Below are 18687 nucleotides of genomic sequence, written 5' to 3'. Positions count from 1 at the left end.
TCCCTGCGGCATGCGCACTCTGTTCCAGAACAAAGATCACTCGCTCCCGGACTGCCGGAACACAGTCCAAGGAAGCGAGTAGAAAAACACCTACTGAGCTGGAACGCCGCGAGATCGCGCGCGGCGACCGACAGCTGGGGCTGGCCGCCATGCAGTACGGCGAGGTGCACTCCCACGGACTGCATGACCTCGACGTCGACACCAGCCTCCGCAGCCCGCGGGAAAGCGCCCTTCGCATCCGCGACTTCCTGCCGGACCGACCGCGTCCCACCGCCTTTGAAACACTCCGACGGACACTGCGGAAGCCGGACTGATCAACCCCGCCCCTTGGTCGGGAATGGCCACTCGGGCGCCCAGCCACATGGTTATGTGCGTGACCGTGACCGTGGGAGCCGTTTGGACGTGACTGTGGGAGTCACCATCTGGCCTAGTTTGCGATGTCAGTTTGCTTTGACGCCACTTGGGGGCTTGCGGTGGGACTGCGGGGTATGCCCCTCCCGCTGGGGGCCTCCTGGGCAACTCGCAGTCGAAGGTCGAGTTGTACGCGGCGATCCGGCGGGATCACCGGATGGGGATGTCGCTGCGGGCGCTTCAGCGCACGCACAACGTGATCTGGAGGACGGTCCGGCGGGCCCTGGACGAGTCCGCATGGCCGACTCCGGAGTCAGCGGGGTCGGCAGCAGGGCAAGATCAGCCGTCGACTTCCCGCGCCACGCGCTCCAGGCGGCTCCGGTGGCCCTCCCACCATGCCTGGTCCCCTGGCGGCATGTTGTCCTTGCCCTGTAGGTATCCGACGGATCCGTCGATGAGCTCTCGCACGATGTCCGCGTGGCCGGCATGCCGCTGGGTATCGGAGATCACGCGCACGAGGATGTGGTGCAATGTCACCTCCCGGCGTCCCTCCGGCCACCAGGGGACACGGCCGATCGCGTCCAGCGTGAGTGTCGCGATCGTGCTGTCGGAGTGCTTCCACGCCTGCCGATACAGCCCGACGATGTCTTCACGCGACTCGCCCGCTGTGGCCCACATGTCCGAGTTGGGTTCTGTGTCCTCCGTATACCACCAGGACGGCGGCTTCTCGTCGAAGAACGGCCGCCCGAACGTGTCGCCGAAGTAGCCCAGTTCCACGCCAGCGACATGCTTGACCAGTCCCAAGAGGTTCGTGCCCGTGGGGGTCAGCGGACGGCGGATGTCGTACTCCGAGAGCCCATCGAGCTTCCACACCAGGGCATCACGCGCCTCTTGCAGGTATCGGAGATGGTCCGTTTTCGGGTTCGGTTCGATCATGCCGGGCAGTCTTCCACCCGGCGCTGACAGTCGAGAGTGACGTCAAAAGCCAGTGAAATTGATCTTGCCCGGCGCCGTGAAACGACTCCCCAGGTCAACTCGAAATGACTCCCCGTGAAAGTGGCACAGCCAGTCACACATCGGTCGCCACCAGCTCCCGTCGGGACTGGCCCGCAAACTGCCACCTTCAATCTCGGCACAGAGCGACTCGTCATACTCGCGAAGCCCAGTTAATAACTGATCGTTTCAGAATGAGTTGAGCTGCGGGCCTTGTGCTCGACGATCTTGGTCGGCAAGGTGTCCGGAGTGCGTGCTGATCTTGTTCCTGACGACCTGTGGGAGCGGGTGGCCCCGCTGCTGCCGCCTGCTCCCGCGCGGCGCCGTCGCCACCCCGGGCGGCTACGCGTTCCCGACCGAGTTGCACTCGCCGGCGTCCTGTACGTGCTGCGGACCGGTGTCGCGTGGCGCGATGTCCCTGCGGAGACCGTGGGCTGCTCCGGTGTGACGGCCTGGCGCCGGCTGCGGGACTGGACCGAGGTCGGCGTCTGGCCACGCCTGCACGCCGCTCTACTGGCCGAGCTCCGCCGCGCTGGCCTGCTGGACCTGGACGACTGCTCCGTGGACGGGTCGCACGTCCGAGCCCTCAAAGGGGGGATCATGTGGGCCCCTCGCCCGTCGACCGGGCCCGCCCCGGCTCCAAGCACCACCTGATCGTCGACCGGCACGGAACCCCGCTCGCTGTCACGCTCACCGGCGGCAACCGGCACGACGTCACCCAGCTCCTGCCGCTGCTGGACGCCATCCCACCGATCCGGGGACTGCGGGGACGCCCCCGCCGCAAGCCCCGGCGCCTGTACGCCGACCGGGGCTACGACTTCGACAAGTACCGCCGCCTGCTCTGGAAGCGCGGCATCAAACCGCTGATCGCCCGACGCGGCGCCGCCCACGGCTCCGGACTGGGCAAGGTGCGCTGGGTGGTCGAGCGCGGCTTGTGCGCCACGAGGCGCTCTGTTTGTATCCCCGGCTCAGCCGGGAGGAACTCGGAAGGAGGTTCCTGGGCCCGATGACTTACCTGGATCCGAAAGGTGAAGGGGACAAGAGCATGTCAGAAAACCTGCGGCCGGGGCCAGTTGTCGGGCACGGTGCGCAGGGTGGCCCGCGCGATATGGCGAAGACTGGATTGTTTGAAGCCCAATCTCCAGAAGATGCAAGTTCCCATCCGCCGGAAAGACATCTGAAACCGGTGCCGCACTCTGCCCTGGCTTCGATTGCTGTGGCCGGAGCAACTTCCCGAGTGCGGAGCGATGTCCAGCGAGGACATTCAAGGAGATGAGTGGGACGCCTAACTCGCGCTAGAACGTACAGACAGAGACGAACGTGGGATCGCCTACGGGATGCGAATCCTATGGCGACGGAGGCCCCGTAGTAGTCGCCGGAGTCACGACCGGCCAGGGGGGACGGGAAAGCCGTCCACATCGGGCGAAGGGGGCCAGGTGATTCGGATACCCGAAGCCGGGAGGTATGCGGAATGCAGAACGCCAAAACGGTGCTGGGTGTCCTGCGTGAACGCGGCAGGCGAGGCCTGCCGTGTGATGAGCTGTATCGGCAAATGTTCAACCCGCAGTTGTATCTGCTGGCCTACGGTCGCATCTATGCCAATCATGGTGCGATGACACCCGGGGTCACGTCAGAAACCGTGGACGGCATGTCACAGCGGAAGATCGACCGGATCATCGAGGCGATGCGCCACGAGCGTTACCGCTTCCGTCCGGTCCGGCGCGTCCATATCCCGAAGGAGAACGGGAAGACGCGTCCGCTGGGGCTACCGACCTGGTCGGACAAGCTCGTCGGTGAGGTGGTCCGCCTGTTACTTGAGGCGTTTTACGAGCCGACGTTCTCCGACCGCTCCCATGGATTCCGTCCCCGTCGTGGCTGCCATACCGCGTTGCGGGAGGTGGACCACACCTGGACCGGGACCTCCTGGTTCATCGAAGGGGACATCGCCGACTGCTTCGGCAGCCTGGACCACCACGTCCTGCTGTCGACCCTCGGCGAGAGGATCCATGACCAGCGGTTCCTGCGACTGGTGCGCAACATGCTGACAGCCGGATACCTGGAGGACTGGAGGTGGGGCGCCACACTCTCCGGAGCGCCGCAAGGCGGGGTGGCTTCCCCGATCCTGTCCAACATCTACCTGCACAAGTTGGATGAGTTCGTCGAGACAGTTCTGATTCCGGAGTACACCCGAGGGAAGCGCCGGGCCCGCAACCCGGCCTATCTGGAGTTGCAGAATCTGCTGGCGAAAGCCCGCCGGCGCAGCGACCGGGTCCAGGCCCGTGCGCTGCGTCAGCAGATGGTCAGCCTGCCGAGCGCGGATCCTAACGATCCGGGATACCGCAGGCTGCGCTACATACGCTACGCGGATGATCACCTCCTCGGTTTCACCGGACCGAAAGCCGAGGCCGAGCAGATCAAACAACGCCTGGGGCAGTTCCTGCGTGACGAACTCAAGCTGGAACTGTCCCAGGAAAAGACACTGCTCACTCACGCCCGCACCCGGGCAGCGAGGTTTCTCGGCTACGAGATCACGACCCAGCACAACGACACGAAGAAGACCGGCCGTTACCGTCGGGTCAACGGCCAGATAGCACTACGTGTCCCACGGGACGTGATCAAAGCCAAGTGCGCCCCCTACACCGATCGCGGAAAACCCGCGAAGAAGACGGCCCTGATCAACAGCAGCGATCACGCGATCGTGGCGACCTTCGGGACCGTCTATCGGGGCGTCGTCCAGTACTACCTGCTTGCCGGAGATGTCTTCCGGCTGCATCGGCTGCAATGGGTCATGGAGACTTCCATGCTCAAGACTCTTGCAGCCAAGCACCGCTCGTCAGTGTCGAAGATGGCAGCCAAGCACAAGGCCAGAATCGACACCCCCAACGGACCCCGAGTCTGTTTCGAGGCCCGAATCGAGCGGAAGAACAGGACGCCACTGGTGGCCCGATTCGGTGGGATTCCCCTCCAACGGCAGCGGGCGGCGGAACTCGCCGATCGTGAGCCTGTCCGGGTGGACTATCCGCAGAAGGAACTCATTGCGAGACTCCTGGCGGATACCTGCGAGATCTGCGGAAGCAAGGGCAACGTGCAAGTGCACCACGTCCGCGCTCTCGCCGACCTGGCACATGCCGGATGGCAGCCTTCTGACTGGGCGCGCGTCATGCTCCATCGGCGCCGAAAAACTGTCGTGGCCTGCGACATCTGCCACGACCGTATCCATTCGGAACGGTCGGCCAAACCATTCACGCAGTAGTCACTGGAGAGCCGGATGACCGGGAAACCGTCATGTCCGGTTCGGCGGGAGGCCGCGCGGAACAGGACTCGCCCTCACGGCGAGCACCTCGCCGCGCGGCCGACCCAACCGCCTGGCTGCACCAGTTCAAACGGCTCCGGACCCGCTACGAACGACGCGCCGAGCTCCACCAGGGCCTGCTCGAACTGGCCTGCAGCCTCATATGCCTCCGCCGCCTACGAACCGCATCCTGAAGCGATCAGTTGGCTACGCTGAACCACCCCGGCCGCACCTCGGTCAGAAGCGGTTGCAGTGAACTCACTGCGGACCGCAGGTCCTCGTCCGTGACGTCAACAGACTCTGGCAGGCTCTGCCCATACCAGCGCAGCCTCCAGAGGTCGAAGACTTCATTCCCGTCGGCTGCGAAGTCCACATCGAGCTCAGTGCCGTTGTCGCTCACGAAGCGGCAGCCTGCCCCATGAACCGTGTAGGAGTAGGTGCCGATGTGACCACTCCGGCTGATCCGGCGCGAACGGGCCAGGCCGAGGACGTCCACCAGTCGCTCAAGCGAGGGGATCGCCGCCCTCATGGCCTCGTCAATCGCGTTCAGAGCGCGGACGTAACCGAGCACGAGGTCTCGAGCAGCCCCAACCCGTTCCATACGACGTCATCCCCCTGAGCCCGTGAATGAACGGATTGTTCCATGGGGCAGCCAGCGCCTCCGCGACAGCATTCTGAAACGATCAGTAAGTCGTGGCCAGTAGTTGCTATGGATCTCGCCACGGCGTGATGCTCGGTGTATGGGACGAGGGACACCGATGGACTGGGAAGCAGCCGACCGCATCGCGGCCGCGGCCGCACGGGATCCCGAGAGCGAGACTGCCGTTTCCGGCTTCGCTGACCGGGCTGTCGACGCGGCCGAGGCGAACGATCCGCAAGACGACTTTGACGACTGGGACGAGGAGTAGGTCTGCTCTGGTCAGGCCGCTTTCAGCGTTTCGCCCGGTCGTGGGCGGGCTGCGGTGGGATGGACGGTCGGGCGGGTGAGTCGGCGGGTCATCAGCCGGATCGCCGCGAGGTTGATCATCGCCTCGGAGCTTTCGGGGAGTCGTTCGTGGTCCCGGACCAGGCGCCTGGCGTGCATCACCCACGCCCAGGACCGTTCCACCACCCAGCGGCGCGGCAGAACGACGAAGCCCTTGGCGTCCTTGGATCTGTTCACGGTCTTGATCGTGAGCTTGAGTTCGGTCTTGGCCCATTCCGCGAAGGGGCCGCGGTAGGCGGAGTCGGCCCAGACGATGGCGAGTTCGGGGTGGAGCCGGCGGGTGCGGGTCAGCAGGTCTCTGGCCGGTTTGCTGTCGTGCAGACCGGCCGAGGTCACCATGACGTCCAGCGGGAGGCCGTGCGTCTCGGTCAGGAGGTGCCGTTTGCGTCCGTTGATCAGCTTCCCGCCGTCCCAGCCGCGCGTGTCCTTGCCGACGGTCTCGGACGCCTTGACCGACTGGGAGTCGAGCACGGTGGCCACCGCGTGCGGGGAGGTGCCCATCTGGCAGCGGACTTCGCGCCGGAGGTGGTCACGGACCGTGTTCCAGACCCCGGATCTCGTCCAGCGCCTGAAGAAGCCGTAGACCGTCTGGTGCGGAGGGAAGTCCACGGGCAGAGCACGCCAGCGGCAGCCCTCGGAGCACACATACCGGATGCCGTCCACGATCTCGCGGCGCGGGTGTTTCTCGGGCCTGCCGCCGCGCCGCGTCGTCCATGCGGGCGGCGGCAGGAGAGGCTCGATCAGCGACCATTCCGCGTCGGTGACGTCCGAGGGGTAGCGGCGCTGCCTCATGAGCACCCCCTCCTCAGGCGATCAGGTCGAGTGTGGACTCGACCGAGTTCAGCTGGGTGATCATGTGCCGGACCCGCTTGTCGTCCGGGGCCAGCCTGGCGTGCGGGCCGACCGTCGCGGTGATCAGCCGCCGCACCTCGGTCAGCTTCTCGTGGATCTTCGCGACCTCGTACTGCTCCAGTTCGTCGGGGTCGGCCGTGAACATGTAGCCGTCCGCCCTGGTGTGCACCAGGGGCGGCCAGCCCATCTCGGTGATGATGTCCCGCAGCATCGCCAGCCCGGAACGGACCTGGGCGGGACTGAGCTCGCACGCGATCCGCAGCTGCGGGAAGTGCAGCCCGGCAGGGCGGGCCTCCATCAGGATGCGGCTGATGCAGCGGGCGTGCTCCCGTGCCGTATCGCCCTTACGGCGTGAGCGGGCCACCGCTACTCACCCCGCAGCAGTTTCGCCAGCTCCTCGTCCATGTCGGTCTCGCCGGTCGACACCGCGTGCTCCACCCAGTCACACGCGGCCCGCACCCGTGCGAGGTTGTGCCCGATGACCTCCCGGGCGTCCGGAGCCAGCGTCCGGTCCCGCATCAGCGGCACCAGCCTGCTGGTGGAGGCCACGAACTTGTGACAGGCCCCCACCAGGTCCAGGAACTCCAGCGTCCGGTCGATCGCCCTAATCGCCGGGGCCACCGGGCTCTCCTCCTGCCCGGTGAGCGGTTCCGCGGCGGCCTCCTCCGCCTGCTGCCACCGGTCGGACTGCGCCTTGTTGAACAGGTGCCGGGCTGTCGTGTCGCCGGCAGCGCGGAAGGCGACCCCGGGACGGCGCAGGAAGTCGGTCGCCACCCGGGCGGCCACCTGCTCGTCCGCCGCCAGGTCGTGGATCGCCTCCACCTTCTCCTGGACCGACACCGGCGTGTCCACCTGCCAGCCCACCTGCCGCTTCGCAGCGTCCCCCGACCACTGCAGCTTCCCGTTGCGCGGGTGCTTCGGCGGACTGGCGATCCGCTCGAAGCGGTCGTCGAGCTTCTCCAGGATGCGGTGGATCTCGAACGGGACGCCCCCCGCCCGGTGTTCACGCGGCCACCGGCCGGCGGTGTACCGGTAGGTCCGCACCTGGTTGTAGGAGACGCCGATATCGTCAGCGAACATCTCCAGCGTCTCCCGCACCCCGAACAGATCCTCGTTCGCCGCGGGCTGCGAACCGCCCCAGTCGCGCAACGGGCAGATCTCCAAGGCGTCGTCCCCGATTTTGAACTGGATCTTCGTCTCGTCCAGTACGAGCTGCCGGTCCTCACCCACGAGTTCGTCGTACCTCGCGCGCGAGACGCTCCCGACCTTCGTGCTCACGGGCATCAGGCTCACCCCCTGTGGCCCGGGACGTCGGCTTTCCCACCGCCGGCGACAGGTCCCGGCCCCACTGCACGAGCTTCAACCCGCAGTCAGATCCATAGCAACCAATGGCCAAGGCTTACGTGTAGAGGGCTTCCAAATCAGGTTCTTAGCCGAAGATGAGCTCGACGTCTTTGTCCACGCAGATCCGCAGGACAGTGACCAGCTGCATGACGTCTTCGATGCGCCGTCGGTGACCAGGGTCACCGTCGTCAGGCTGACGTTGGTCGAGGATTGCTGTCAGCCGGGGCAACATCGCCGCGCATTGAGCAGGCGTGAGGTCGGGGCCATCGTCGTCTGGATGGTTGAGCAGTGGCACCAGCATGGTGGAGACGCTGGACCACTGGCGATCTCCGCCGAAGCCGTCCATCTCGGCGAGCGTGAACCCCTCGGTCTGGGCCAACCACTTCCTGAACATGCTGAAGCCGGTGTGGGACCAGGAGACGTCTGGGCCCGCCACGTCGTCGTCACCTGGGAAGAGCATCAGTCCCATCTCGTCCCCCCTACTTGCTCGGTGCCCAGGATCAACCGTGGGCAGGGGCGTCGGCAATTCAAATGATCTCTGGCTGGCTGGCGTGATCACGGCGGCGGAGCCGTCCTGGATAACCCCGTTCACGGGGCTGAGTCCGCGTACCTTGGGCAAGTTCGTGACCCAGCTGCGGAGAGAGGGAGCCGACGCTCCGAGTCGCGGGCGCCCGTGGAGGCTGTCGCTGGCGGACCGTGTGCCGCTGGTAACCGCATACTGGCGGACCAACCTGACGTTACGGCAACTGGCGCCGCCGTTCGGTGTGTCGAAGTCCGCAGCCAGTCGCATCATCGACCACCTTGGCCCGAAGCTCGCGCTCACGCCACGCAAGCGGTTCGCGAAGGAGGCAGCGCTGATCGCGTCCAGACGCTGCGCGATCGGCCGGTCCCCGGCGCTCCGCCGGTGTCGGAGAGGGAGTCGGTGACGGCGGCGACGGTGCCCTCGGGCACGTGCGACTCCAGCCATAGGGAACGGCGGTCAGGCCAGGTCACGTTGGATTCAGCGGTGTGATGCCGGTGCCCGCATACAGGCCGGGGTCCAGCGACAGGACCGTGAGCGGGTCCCCCGCCTTCACGGACTGCCAGGCGATCGCCGCGGCGTGCGCGACCGGCCACTCCACATGCGCCCAGTCCATCGCGTCCACCGCGTGCGCGGCGGTGAACGGCACGTTCACCGCGAACCGCAGCGACGCCGCGTGCCGGCCCGCGCCAGCGACCCGCCGCTCGGCCGCCAGGACCGACAGCGAGGGGATGATCACCCGGCCCGTGCCTCGCGAGGCCTCGATGTACAGGCCGGTGAAGAAGGCATCCGCACGGAACAGAGCGGCCAGAGCGGTGTGGTCCAGGACAGCCGTCAGGTTCATGCGGCCGCGTCGCCCTGGTGGGCGCGGATCCTCGCCCAGGCGTCCTGGCCGGCCTGCTGGACCTGGTCGGTGTACTCGATGCCGAGCTCCCGGGCGGCCACGACAGCGCGCTGCTCCCGCTCCGCCGCTGTGAGCTCGCGAGCGGCGAGTTCCTCCACCAGCTCCGTGATCGTGGTGCCGCGTTCCTCAGCGAGAACGCGCAGCCGGTCACGCACTGCCTCGCTCGTCTTGATACTGGTCGGCTTACTCATACCCCGATTCTACCGTCAGTAGAATCGCAGCGGGGCGGTTCATGACGGGATCAAGGGGCGGCCCGGTCCCCCCTGCCCGGGCCCGGACGTCAGCCGCCCTAGAAGCTCGCCGATCGTAAAGCCGACCTGCCCCCATCCCAATAGCTCCGTCACCCACCCATGGCGAGACTTCACATGGTCAGATATGACGCAGATCGGACAACCTGAGCTGGGAAGTTCACGATCAAGGCCTGTCTTTCCCCTTAACTTCACTCAGCCCGAACAGAGAGACGATGGAGACACCGGATGGACATGACCACAGCGCTGCTGGGCAGCTGGGCCACCAGTGAGAAGACCTCCTTAATTCAAGGACCCCGGCCACGGCCGCGGCGGATGACCCGCGGGCGGGGGTACCTCGCCTGCGGCCTCGGCCTCGCCGAAGAGATCCAGGCCGACGGACAGACGGAGCCGCCCGGCCGACGTCGTGACGGTCAGCGCCTGCAGGCGAAGATCTCCAGCGTTCGGAAATGCGCGGAGGCGGCATGAACGAGCAAGATCCGGTAGACGGCACCGACCACCGCGCCGCCGCATCCGCCGCCCCGATATCCGACCGGTACCCACGGCAGCTCCTGCGACAGGTGAAGGACACGGAGTTCTCCGCCTTCTACCAAAGCAACCTCAGCGCGCTGGTCGGTTTCCTGGTCATGAACGGTGCCAGCGTCCACACCGCCGCCGACATCGCCCAGGAGGCCATGACCGACGCCTACCACTGCTGGGACGGCATCGATCACCCGAAACCCTGGGTATACAGGGCAGTTTCCCGCGCACTCGCCCGACGGATCGCTTCGGTAGAGAACCTCGTTGAGCAGGTGCCCGAGCCCACGTCCCTGGTGCCCCAGTCGGATGCCGTCACAGAGTGGGAGACCGGACACGACATACTTCCCGTACTGCGCAGGCTGCCACCGAGACAACGTCAGGTGCTGGCCTGGACCCTTTACGGTTTCACCCCCACCGACATCGCTGAACAGCTTGGCCTGAGCGCCGATGCCGTGCGCGCGAACCTCAAGAAGGCCCGCCGCGCTGCCGCCGCCCATCTCGAAACACGGGCGGAGGATCAATGACCGTCCGCCCTGGGCACGACCCCGTCGACCACTGGCTCGTCCAGCAGCATCACACTCTCGCGTCCGCCCTGGATGAACTGCTCGATGTGAAGGCCGGTCTGCGCGAGATCCTCATTGCCTCCCGGTGCGGCGCTGCCGTGGACAGCCTCGACACAGTCCTCGACATCGAAGGGGGCCTTGCGGACATCCTCAACACGGGGCCTCCTCCCCGCCCTGTCGTAGCCCACAGCTCCCCGGGTGTCCAGGATCTCCTGCTCACCGTCAGCCCCGCAGACCGTATTGCCCTGCGCAACAGCCTCAGCGTCCGGACCGCGAGCCTCGGGCTGGACCGCGCGCTCGCCTTCACCCGCGACCTTGACGAATATCTCGGCATCGGCGGAGCCGCAGGCGTCGACAACACAGAAACTCTCGTCCGCAGTCACGCCCGCCGGGTTGCCCTCGACCTGGCCCTCGCTCTCGGCCGGGACATTTCCGCCGTGGTCAATCACGTCAGCCACCCCGGTCTCGACCAGGCTCACGCCTTGGCACGCGAGCTCGTTCGCAGCCTCGGCCTCACCCGCGATCCCTACTTCGGCCAGACCGAAGCCGAAGCCTGCGCCCGCGACATCGCCAACGTCGACAGCCTCTGCCACGCCCTCGAACGAGAACGCGCCCACCGCCTCGCCCGAGCCCTAGATCGCGCCCGCGCCCTGCGCTCCCTCCTGGAGCACATTCTCGGCCTTCTCGGTCGCGGAAAAGTCGGCGAGTTCTCCGACCAGGACCTCACACATCACCTCGACAGCGCGCGCCACATGATCGTCATCATCCGCATTCAGGAAGTCTGCCGGGCCATCGGACTGGCGCTGAACTGCACACCGCCCGCTCTCGACCTGGAGTCGCTGCACACCTTTCTCGACGACTTTACCCAGGCAGACCTGCGTGACGCCGATCTGAAAGGCACCGACCTCGCCGGAGTCCACTGGTCACAACACACGACCCTGTGGCCGCCAGCCGTAGACATCAATGACCTTAAGACCCACTCGAAGGAGACACAGGCGGGCAGCGGAGTCTGGATCATCCGGTCCGGCACCGCAACCATCCAAGACGTCGCCGAACTCTGATACTCGGTCCTGGCCATGCCGGCATCGGGGTCCGAGGAGCCGTTGATCTGCAGATGCTGCGACACGATCGACAAGAGGACCGATAAGAGTTCTTGGAGTTCCGCCCCAGGATCTGTTGGGCTCGGCAGGGCGGCTGGCACATCTCCCGCTCACTCTTTCGCCGCGCTGTACCGGGCGGACTCGCCGGTGATCCACAGCGCCTTCTGGCTTCTCACTGAACGTGACGACGACGCGTTCAGTGAGCAGAGGACGCCACCGGGTTGTTCGCCGGTTTCGTGCCGAGTACGGACACGGCATCGTCAGACCCTGGCGGCAGCATCGGGGGCAGCACTCTGTGCACGACCAAGAGGCCCTGGAAGTGCGGACTTTGCTTGCCGGCTGGCCGCACCCCAGGGCTCCCAGTGTGTCCCGGGTACCCCAACCCCCTCGTACCGACAGAAGGAGAAACCCTTGACTGACATTCCCGAAGCTACACGACACCTCCGACAACGCCCCCGACCAGGGGAAACAGCAGCGGCCGGAGTCGTCGGCACGTACGGACCGCCCGGCGACGGCGGTGCCGAGCCGATGGGGATGCCGGCCATCCGATGACCATGCTCGTGATCACCCCCGGCCTGCTGCTCATCGCATTGGTGGCGGGAGCCGTCGGGGTCGGCGTCTACCAGAACACGAAGAAGAACAGCACCACGGTCCCGGCCACGGGCGACCTGGCTGCCGCGATCGGTACTGGCGTGGTCGTGGCGGGGCTCCTCGTGGCGCTCGGGTGGGCGGCCACACCGTCGAGTACGTCCGGTCCGGCCACTGGCGCCGCCGTCCCCACATGCTCGTCATCCTCCATCTCCCCCGAGTGTTGAAAGGTACTCTCCGGGTCCCCTCGCCGGGGCGTGCGGTCGCTCGACCGTCGGCCCCGGCAAGAAGGACGTCCGGCACGACAGGAAGCCGAACCAGATTTTCACCACCGAGATGCCCGGCCCGACTCACGTAGCTCGCAGCCGGGTGGCCGTGACGACGGCGTGACGGGTCCTGCCGCCAGGACCTCCGCCAACAACCCTGAGGACGAGGCGCTGGCGTAGGTCTCGCCTGAACGAGTGCGCGCACGTCGTGGGCCGCCGGCCAAGTACGACGGGTGCGGCCGAGGGCGTCCACCCCTCGGTACTCCCGGGACTCTTCAACGGTGTAACCAACCACGCCGGTGCTGACGAGACGGAACGTCATGCCCCCATGCTCCGGCCCAATTCCTGGGCAATTCGGCCACAGAGGCCCCTTGCGTGTAGTTGTCCGGCCAGGCACGCGTCGTCTTCGCAGGACCAGAATCCACAAGGCTGGGGGGACCTACTCAGGAGAGACCTGAAGCAGACGCTGGAAGTGCCAGCCAGACTGGGCGCGTCGCACGACTTGATCACGCAGACGTTCGGAAACATGGTCTTGCGGCCGGGAGCTTCTCAGCCTTTGCGCCAGCGGGCTTCGATGCGATCCAGGTGGGCGCGCAGGGCTGGGTCGTGCACGGTGGGTCGTATCCAGTCGATGTCTGTCGGTCTCAAATGCTCCAGGCCGTCGCTGTCCAGGGTCAGCAGAAGAGGCTCGCTGTGTTCTCTAGACGCCATCCGCATTCCGAACGTGATCGTTTGGTTCGGGCTGGGTGGGCATGAACTCCGGCTCTCGGCGGGAGAGATGCGGACGGTTCGCTCGCGTCGCTCGTGGAGGTGGCTGATGCCGTCGGTGCCCGGTCTGTTGGAAGCCCAGGAGAAGAAGGTGCGGGAAGAGGTCGCACGGTTGCAGGGGGAAGCCGAGCGGGTGCAGGCCGCGTTCGGCGAGGCGGAACGGGCTCTTCAGAGGCTGGTGGATGCCCGTGCAATGGTGGCCGAGGTGCTGGCCGATCCGCCTTCCGTGGTCGAGGAGCCGCAGCGGGGTTCAGTGGCTGGCTCGGTGGTGCCCCACCGGACCGACGGCATGGCGGTGTCGGTCCTGGCGCCGGACTACCAGCGGATCGTGTCGGTGCTGGAGTCGGAAGCAGGCAGGGAGGGCATGCGCTGTCAGCAGCTGGCCAGGGCTCTGGGGCTTCAGGTGGTTCCAGCGAAGGTCGAGGGGCTGCGGTCGAAGGCGAAGCGCCTGGTGGAGCGGGGGTGGGTTCGGCAGGCGCGGCCGGGAGTGTTCACCGCGCTCGTGGTGCCGGCCGGCTGAAGGCGCTGGGGCGGCGTCCGGCCAGGCGGCCGCTCATGAGCATCGTCATCGACCACAGCACCATGGCCTCGTGCATGACGGGCAGGGTCTCGTAGTCGCGCACCAGGCGGCGCGAACGCATCAGCCAGCTGAGCGTTCTTTCAATCGCACAAGCACACTGCGCTTATGGATAGTCAAGGCAGTGCGGGGACACCGATAATCGGCCGTGAGGGTCTGCGGCGGTTGGTTGCTGTGGCCCATCGGTTGCGGGGCCGGATCAACGACGAGGGGAACAAGCCGTCATGCCCGACGACAGTGACGTCGGCCCCAGACAACGATGCGGATGGTGCCGGACGGGCAGGTGTGGGCTGCGTTGCCGGAGGCGAACCGGCAGGCGGTGGTCGGGCAGCTGGTGCGGCTGGCGAGCCGCGCTTTGACGCTCACCGCTACGGTGAGTGAACGGGACCCGCGATGACCTCGGTGATGCCGTGGGAGCGTCCCGGCAGCAAGATCGATGACCGTCACCTGCAGCGGCTTGCGGTGGTCTACGTCCGGCAGTCGACGCGCCAGCAGTTGGTCGACCACCAGGAGTCAACCCGGTTGCAGTACGCCCTGGTCGACAGGGCGGTCGCGCTGGGCTGGCAGGCGGACCGCGTCCTGGTGATCGACGAGGACCTGGGCAGGTCGGGGTCGAGTGCGACGGCTCGGACCGGCTTCCAGCGACTGGTGACCGAGATCGGTCTGGACCACGTCGGTCTCGTGCTGGGGATCGAGATGTCCCGCCTGGCCCGTTCCGGCAGGGACTGGTACCAGCTGATCGAGCTGTGCGCCCTGTCCGGAGCGGTGCTGGCGGACACCGACGGGGTCTACGACCCGGGCGAGTACAACGACCGGCTGCTGCTGGGCCTCAAGGGCACGATGAGCGAGGCCGAGCTCCACCTCATCAAGCAGCGGATGTGGAGCGGGCGCCTGAACAAGGCCCGCCGCGGCGAGCTGGCCTTCCCGCTACCCAGCGGCTACATCCGGCGTCCGTCCGGGGAGGTCGCCTTCGACCCGGACGAGCAGGTGCAGACCGTCATCCGCCTGGTCTTCACGCAGTTCGAGCGGCTCGGCACCTTGCACGCAGTACTTCGCTATCTCGTCGACCACGACATCCAGTTGGGCATCCGGCTGCGCGAGGGACCGGACAAGGGCACTGTGGAGTGGCGAAGGCCGAACCGGATGACGCTGCACAGCCTGCTGCACAACCCCGCCTATGCCGGCATCTACGCCTACGGGCGGCGCCGGGTCGACTCGCGCCGCCAGGACCCGGCCCGCCCCAGCACCGGACGGGTCGTCCGCTCCCGGGACGGATGGCATGTGATGATCCCGAACGTCCTGCCCGCCTACATCACCGTCGCCCAGTTCGAGGCGAACGAAGCGAAGCTGGCTGCCAACCGCGCTGTCTCCGAAGCGATGGGCGCGGTCCGGGGCGGCCCCGCGCTCGCGGCCGGCCTGGTCTTTTGCGGACGCTGCAACAGGCGCATGACCATGCGCTACCACACCCAGCACAGCAAGGCCCTGCCCGAGTACGTGTGCTGCCGGGACGCGACCGACTACGGAGCGCAGAAGAACTGCCAACTGCTCAACTCCGCCTGCGTGGACGCCTTCGTCGAGCAACAGGTCCTCGCAGCGCTGACGCCCGCCGCCGTCGAAGTGTCCCTGCACGCGGCCGACCAGGTCCTGGCCGAGCGGGCCGAGCTGGAACGGCTGTGGTCACTGCGACTGGAACGCGCCGCGCAGGACGCAGACCGCGCCCGCCGCAGCCACCACCTCGCCGAGCCGGAAAACCGCCTGGTCGTCCGCCAACTGGAGAAGGAGTGGGAGGACGCACTCGCCGCCCAGCAGCGGCTCCAGGAGGACTACGACCGCTTCACCCGCAGCAGCCCCCGCACCCTCACCTCGGCCGAGCGGCAGACCATCACGGCCCTGGCCTGCGACATCGAGGGACTGTGGCACGCGGACAGCACCACCTCCGTCGACCGCAAGGAGATCGTCCGCGCGGTCGTCGACAAGGTCGTCGTCACCGTGCTCGGCACCAGCGAGCAGGTGCAGGTCACGATCGTCTGGGCTGGCGGGACGACGACTGCGGGAGCGGTGACCCGTCCGGTCCAGCGGCTGGAGCAGCTCAGCTACTACCCGCAACTGACCGATCGGATCCGCGAACTCGCAGACCAGGGCATCGGCGCCAACGGGATCGCCGGCCGCCTGGAAGCCGAGGGCTTCCGGCCCGCGAAGGGCGGCAAACGGATCTCCGCAGCTACCATCCGCGACCTCATGCGCCGCCTCGCCTGCCCCGCAGGCCGTGTCCACCGTCACCGCCCCGCATCCCCCGGCGAGGAGCCCGGCCCCGACGAGTGGTGGCTCAAGCACCTGGCCGCCGAGCTGGACATGACCACCTCCACCCTCTATGCCTGGATCAACCGCGGCTGGATCACCACCCGCCGGGAGACCAGCTGGCCCCACCGGCTCATCGCCCACGCCGACCAGCGAGAACTCGCCGAACTCCGCGAACGCCGCACCCGTCCGCCTGGCTGGTACAGCCGCCGCATCTGGACCGAGACCGCCGAGACAACAGAGCAACAGACTCCATGAGTGCACTGTGCTTGACAGATCTCCACCACCCATCTGCGCGGCAGCACCACGAAGCCCATGGTGTCGTCGGTGCGTCTGACGATCTCCAGGGTGAGGTGGAGTTTCTCGGCTGCCCAGTCGACCAGCCGCCCGGCATAGCCGCCGTCCGCCCACACCAGGCGGATGGAGAAGTACATCTGTCGCAGCCGCTCAAGCAGCGGGACGGCGGCGTCGCGGTCCTGCACACTCGCCGCGGTCACCGCGACGGCCAGGACCAGGCCGAGGCAGTCCACCACCAGGTGCCGCTTGCGGCCACCCACCTTCTTCCCGCCGTCCCAGCCGGACGTGGAGCGCGGGATGTTCGCCGCTGCCCGCAGTGACTGCGAGTCCACAATTGCGGCCGTCGGGTCCGGTGAACGGCCCTCCTTGTCCCGCACGCGGTCACGCAGCCGGTCGTGGAGCTCGGCGAGCAGACCCGTCACCTGCCAGCGGCGGGCGAATGCATGCACACGCCGGTACGGCGGGAAGTCCACAGGCAGATTGGCCCACTTGACGCCGCTGTCGACCACGTAGCGGACGGCATCCAGCATCACACGGTGGCAATAGCTCTCCGGCCGGCCGCCCCGTCCTTCAAGCCACGCGGGCACCGGCAGCACCGCCCGGATGACCTGCCATTCCGTATCCGTCATGTCCGAGCCGTAACACCGCACGCGCTCTGGCCCGTCGGCCGCGTTGCCGAACCTGTGCGCGAGGCAGTCACACGACAGGGACGGCGAGTTGGACTCCACGTGGGTGAGCGCGAAAGACTGCGGCAACAGGGCCTCCTGGTGATCGGTTTGGTTCGCACCCCCGACCTACCAAGAGGCCCTGCTGTCATGCGCCGGCTCTCGCGCGATCACCCGAACAGGAACCCTGTTCGACCAGACCAGCCCCGCCATCGATAAGCGGATGGCGTCTTAGGCCAGCCCTACCGTCTCCAGCGCAACGAGGGCAATCTCGCCCATGCCCACATTCCAGCACTTCGTACCGGCCTGCGCCGTGCCGGACTGATCCTGTCCGGACACCCCGGTCTGAGTCCGCAAGGCCCGCACGTGGAGCTTGATGCCCTGCGGGTCCGCTCCCGCAACGCCAACGTCGCGCGCCAGGCGGCTGACTTGCCCAAGGTCGCGACTCTGCTGCCCCCGACGGTGGAGGACCTCAACACCGCGCTGCTCGTCGCCGACGAGCGGATCCGCGAGGACGTCCTGCGCCTCCTGGTCGACGCGGCCCGCACCGCACGGATGACGTTGAACCAGCTGGGCTACCCGGATCTGGCGTGGATCGCCGCTGAGGTCGCGGCCGGCGCCGCCGCGCAGCTCGACGACCCGGTCGTCAAGGCCTCGGTGGCGTGGGACCGATGTGGGGCCCTGCTTCATCAGGCGAGCTTGCGGGAGACGGTGGCGGTCGCCGACGCCGCGTTGCAGGACCTGGAGCCGTACACGTCGGGTCGCGGGACCCAAGATGCGGCGGTCTCCCTGCGGGGCGCTCTCCACCTGCGGTGCGCCATCGCCCACGCGCGCGGCAACCAACAGACGGACGCCTGGGCCCGGATCGACGCGGCCCTCGAGGACGCCGACCGGCTCGGCGACCGCTGGTACGACGTCGATGCGCACACCGTGTTCGGCCGAGGCACCGTGGCCGTGCACGCAGCGGAGGCCGGCGTCGAGGTCGACCAGCCCGACACGGGCCTGCAGAAGGTGCCGAACGTCAACGTCGGAGACGTCCCCAGCCGCGAGCGGCGCACGCACTTCGCCATCGACGAGGCGCGTGCCCTGCACCGCATGGGCAAGAGCGGGAGCGCGGTCACGAAGCTTCGGGCAGCCGCGGCGGAGGCGCCGTTCTACGTCCACTCGGACCCCATGGCCAGGGCTCTTGTCAGTGACCTCGCCCGGGTCGGCGTGCCCTCCCAGGCCAGCGCGCTCTCCGGGCTCATCCGCCACATGGAGCTCGTGCACTGACCCGTCGCCACCCGTGCTGAAACGCCCCCTAGAAAATCTAGGGGGCGCGGTGCGTTCCGGGCTCCATCCTCATGGTCGTCACGATCCGTACCTATGTGATCACTTGGGGGCGTCGGCCGATGGAGCCGATCAACACCCGCGCTCCGGCTGCTGCCGCTCGCGCATACATCCAACTCGGCTGGTCGGTGTCGTTACTGACCTTTCCGTTGAGTTGTCGTGTTGAGCGAGAGGCCGGTTTCGGCGAGGCAACCCTCGATGAGGTCGGTGCGTCGTTGGATGCGGCGC

18 protein-coding genes and 6 pseudogenes are annotated in these 18687 nt (G+C 67.2%); 14 read left to right on the top strand and 10 right to left on the bottom strand.

Annotated features, from left to right (window positions below):
- Positions 1 to 314 (top strand): annotated as a pseudogene (locus ACGF5O_RS48765) (hypothetical protein); the annotation flags it as partial.
- A 376-nt stretch (positions 315 to 690) separates the two neighbouring features.
- Here the strand turns inward: ACGF5O_RS48765 and ACGF5O_RS48760 are convergent.
- Positions 691 to 1287 (bottom strand): DinB family protein, encoded by a 597-nt coding sequence (locus ACGF5O_RS48760; protein WP_393816391.1) that lies wholly within the window; start codon positions 1285 to 1287, stop codon positions 691 to 693.
- A 306-nt stretch (positions 1288 to 1593) separates the two neighbouring features.
- Between ACGF5O_RS48760 and ACGF5O_RS48755 the strand changes: the two are divergent.
- From ACGF5O_RS48755 to ACGF5O_RS48745, 3 genes and pseudogenes are all read left to right on the top strand, one after another.
- Positions 1594 to 2273 (top strand): annotated as a pseudogene (locus ACGF5O_RS48755) (IS5 family transposase); the annotation flags it as partial.
- 542 nt (positions 2274 to 2815) lie between these two features.
- Positions 2816 to 4597: a reverse transcriptase domain-containing protein gene (locus ACGF5O_RS48750; protein WP_393816390.1), complete on the top strand. Its 1782-nt coding sequence runs from the start codon at positions 2816 to 2818 to the stop codon at positions 4595 to 4597.
- A 110-nt stretch (positions 4598 to 4707) separates the two neighbouring features.
- Positions 4708 to 4830 (top strand): annotated as a pseudogene (locus ACGF5O_RS48745) (IS5/IS1182 family transposase); the annotation flags it as partial.
- 5 nt (positions 4831 to 4835) lie between these two features.
- Here ACGF5O_RS48745 and ACGF5O_RS48740 read toward each other — a convergent pair.
- On the bottom strand, positions 4836 to 5207 hold the full coding sequence (locus ACGF5O_RS48740; protein ID WP_393816389.1) for a DUF6896 domain-containing protein: 372 nt from the start codon (positions 5205 to 5207) through the stop codon (positions 4836 to 4838).
- Positions 5208 to 5394: 187 nt separating this feature from the next.
- On the opposite strand from ACGF5O_RS48740, the gene ACGF5O_RS48735 reads away from it, so the two are divergent.
- Positions 5395 to 5544, top strand: coding sequence for a hypothetical protein (locus ACGF5O_RS48735; RefSeq protein ID WP_393816393.1), 150 nt, complete (start codon positions 5395 to 5397; stop codon positions 5542 to 5544).
- Here ACGF5O_RS48735 and ACGF5O_RS48730 read toward each other — a convergent pair.
- From ACGF5O_RS48730 to ACGF5O_RS48715, 4 genes and pseudogenes are all read right to left on the bottom strand, one after another.
- Positions 5492 to 6413: pseudogene (locus ACGF5O_RS48730) on the bottom strand (IS5 family transposase); the annotation flags it as partial. The gene ACGF5O_RS48735 and the pseudogene ACGF5O_RS48730 sit on opposite strands and share 53 nt — an antisense overlap.
- A gap of 13 nt (positions 6414 to 6426) precedes the next feature.
- Positions 6427 to 6771, bottom strand: coding sequence for a RacP protein (locus ACGF5O_RS48725; protein ID WP_393816392.1), 345 nt, complete (start codon positions 6769 to 6771; stop codon positions 6427 to 6429).
- 68 nt (positions 6772 to 6839) lie between these two features.
- Positions 6840 to 7757: a DUF6192 family protein gene (locus ACGF5O_RS48720; protein WP_393816388.1), complete on the bottom strand. Its 918-nt coding sequence runs from the start codon at positions 7755 to 7757 to the stop codon at positions 6840 to 6842.
- A gap of 145 nt (positions 7758 to 7902) precedes the next feature.
- A complete protein-coding gene (locus ACGF5O_RS48715) occupies positions 7903 to 8286 on the bottom strand; it encodes a hypothetical protein (protein ID WP_393816387.1) in 384 nt (127 codons plus the stop codon).
- A gap of 73 nt (positions 8287 to 8359) precedes the next feature.
- Here ACGF5O_RS48715 and ACGF5O_RS48710 point away from each other — a divergent pair.
- Positions 8360 to 8677: pseudogene (locus ACGF5O_RS48710) on the top strand (transposase family protein); the annotation flags it as partial.
- A gap of 129 nt (positions 8678 to 8806) precedes the next feature.
- Here ACGF5O_RS48710 and ACGF5O_RS48705 read toward each other — a convergent pair.
- The gene (locus ACGF5O_RS48705; protein ID WP_393816386.1) at positions 8807 to 9181 is read right to left on the bottom strand and encodes a PIN domain-containing protein; all 375 of its coding nucleotides are present in this window, start codon (positions 9179 to 9181) and stop codon (positions 8807 to 8809) included.
- Positions 9178 to 9432: a hypothetical protein gene (locus ACGF5O_RS48700; RefSeq protein ID WP_393816385.1), complete on the bottom strand. Its 255-nt coding sequence runs from the start codon at positions 9430 to 9432 to the stop codon at positions 9178 to 9180. The genes ACGF5O_RS48705 and ACGF5O_RS48700 overlap by 4 nt, the downstream gene beginning before the upstream one ends.
- A gap of 285 nt (positions 9433 to 9717) precedes the next feature.
- Here ACGF5O_RS48700 and ACGF5O_RS48695 point away from each other — a divergent pair, with 285 nt between their 5' ends.
- The 5 genes from ACGF5O_RS48695 to ACGF5O_RS48675 all read left to right on the top strand — a co-directional run bounded on the left by ACGF5O_RS48695 (position 9718) and on the right by ACGF5O_RS48675 (position 13813).
- Complete coding sequence (locus ACGF5O_RS48695) at positions 9718 to 9957, top strand: hypothetical protein (RefSeq protein ID WP_393816384.1); 240 nt, start codon at positions 9718 to 9720, stop codon at positions 9955 to 9957.
- A complete protein-coding gene (locus tag ACGF5O_RS48690) occupies positions 9954 to 10532 on the top strand; it encodes an RNA polymerase sigma factor (RefSeq protein ID WP_393816383.1) in 579 nt (192 codons plus the stop codon). Before ACGF5O_RS48695 ends, ACGF5O_RS48690 begins: the two co-directional genes overlap by 4 nt.
- Positions 10529 to 11632 carry a hypothetical protein gene (locus tag ACGF5O_RS48685; protein WP_393816382.1) on the top strand — a complete coding sequence of 368 codons (1104 nt, stop codon included), beginning with the start codon at positions 10529 to 10531 and terminating at the stop codon, positions 11630 to 11632. Before ACGF5O_RS48690 ends, ACGF5O_RS48685 begins: the two co-directional genes overlap by 4 nt.
- Positions 11633 to 12219: 587 nt before the next feature.
- Positions 12220 to 12486, top strand: a complete 267-nt coding sequence (locus tag ACGF5O_RS48680; protein WP_393816381.1) for a hypothetical protein — start codon at positions 12220 to 12222, stop codon at positions 12484 to 12486.
- A gap of 856 nt (positions 12487 to 13342) precedes the next feature.
- Positions 13343 to 13813 carry a hypothetical protein gene (locus ACGF5O_RS48675; protein WP_393816380.1) on the top strand — a complete coding sequence of 157 codons (471 nt, stop codon included), beginning with the start codon at positions 13343 to 13345 and terminating at the stop codon, positions 13811 to 13813.
- Here the strand turns inward: ACGF5O_RS48675 and ACGF5O_RS48670 are convergent.
- Positions 13785 to 13934 carry a hypothetical protein gene (locus ACGF5O_RS48670; RefSeq protein WP_393816379.1) on the bottom strand — a complete coding sequence of 50 codons (150 nt, stop codon included), beginning with the start codon at positions 13932 to 13934 and terminating at the stop codon, positions 13785 to 13787. The two genes, ACGF5O_RS48675 and ACGF5O_RS48670, sit on opposite strands and share 29 nt — an antisense overlap.
- A 329-nt stretch (positions 13935 to 14263) precedes the next feature.
- Between ACGF5O_RS48670 and ACGF5O_RS48665 the strand changes: the two are divergent.
- Positions 14264 to 15445: pseudogene (locus ACGF5O_RS48665) on the top strand (recombinase family protein); the annotation flags it as partial.
- Between the two features lie 794 nt (positions 15446 to 16239).
- On the opposite strand, the gene ACGF5O_RS48660 reads toward ACGF5O_RS48665, so the two are convergent.
- Positions 16240 to 17094 (bottom strand): IS5 family transposase, encoded by an 855-nt coding sequence (locus ACGF5O_RS48660; RefSeq protein WP_393816378.1) that lies wholly within the window; start codon positions 17092 to 17094, stop codon positions 16240 to 16242.
- Positions 17095 to 17496: 402 nt separating this feature from the next.
- Between ACGF5O_RS48660 and ACGF5O_RS48655 the strand changes: the two genes are divergently transcribed.
- The gene (locus ACGF5O_RS48655) at positions 17497 to 18402 is read left to right on the top strand and encodes a hypothetical protein (RefSeq protein WP_393816377.1); all 906 of its coding nucleotides are present in this window, start codon (positions 17497 to 17499) and stop codon (positions 18400 to 18402) included.
- 71 nt (positions 18403 to 18473) lie between these two features.
- Positions 18474 to 18687: hypothetical protein (locus ACGF5O_RS48650; protein WP_393816376.1), on the top strand; the 214-nt coding region annotated here is incomplete at its 3' end.

The sequence above is a fragment of the Streptomyces sp. NPDC048291 genome, assembly GCF_043201715.1.
Taxonomy (GTDB): domain Bacteria; phylum Actinomycetota; class Actinomycetes; order Streptomycetales; family Streptomycetaceae; genus Streptomyces.
The sequence above is the reverse complement of the archived record's forward strand: the minus strand, read 5'-3'. Positions and strand labels throughout refer to the sequence as shown.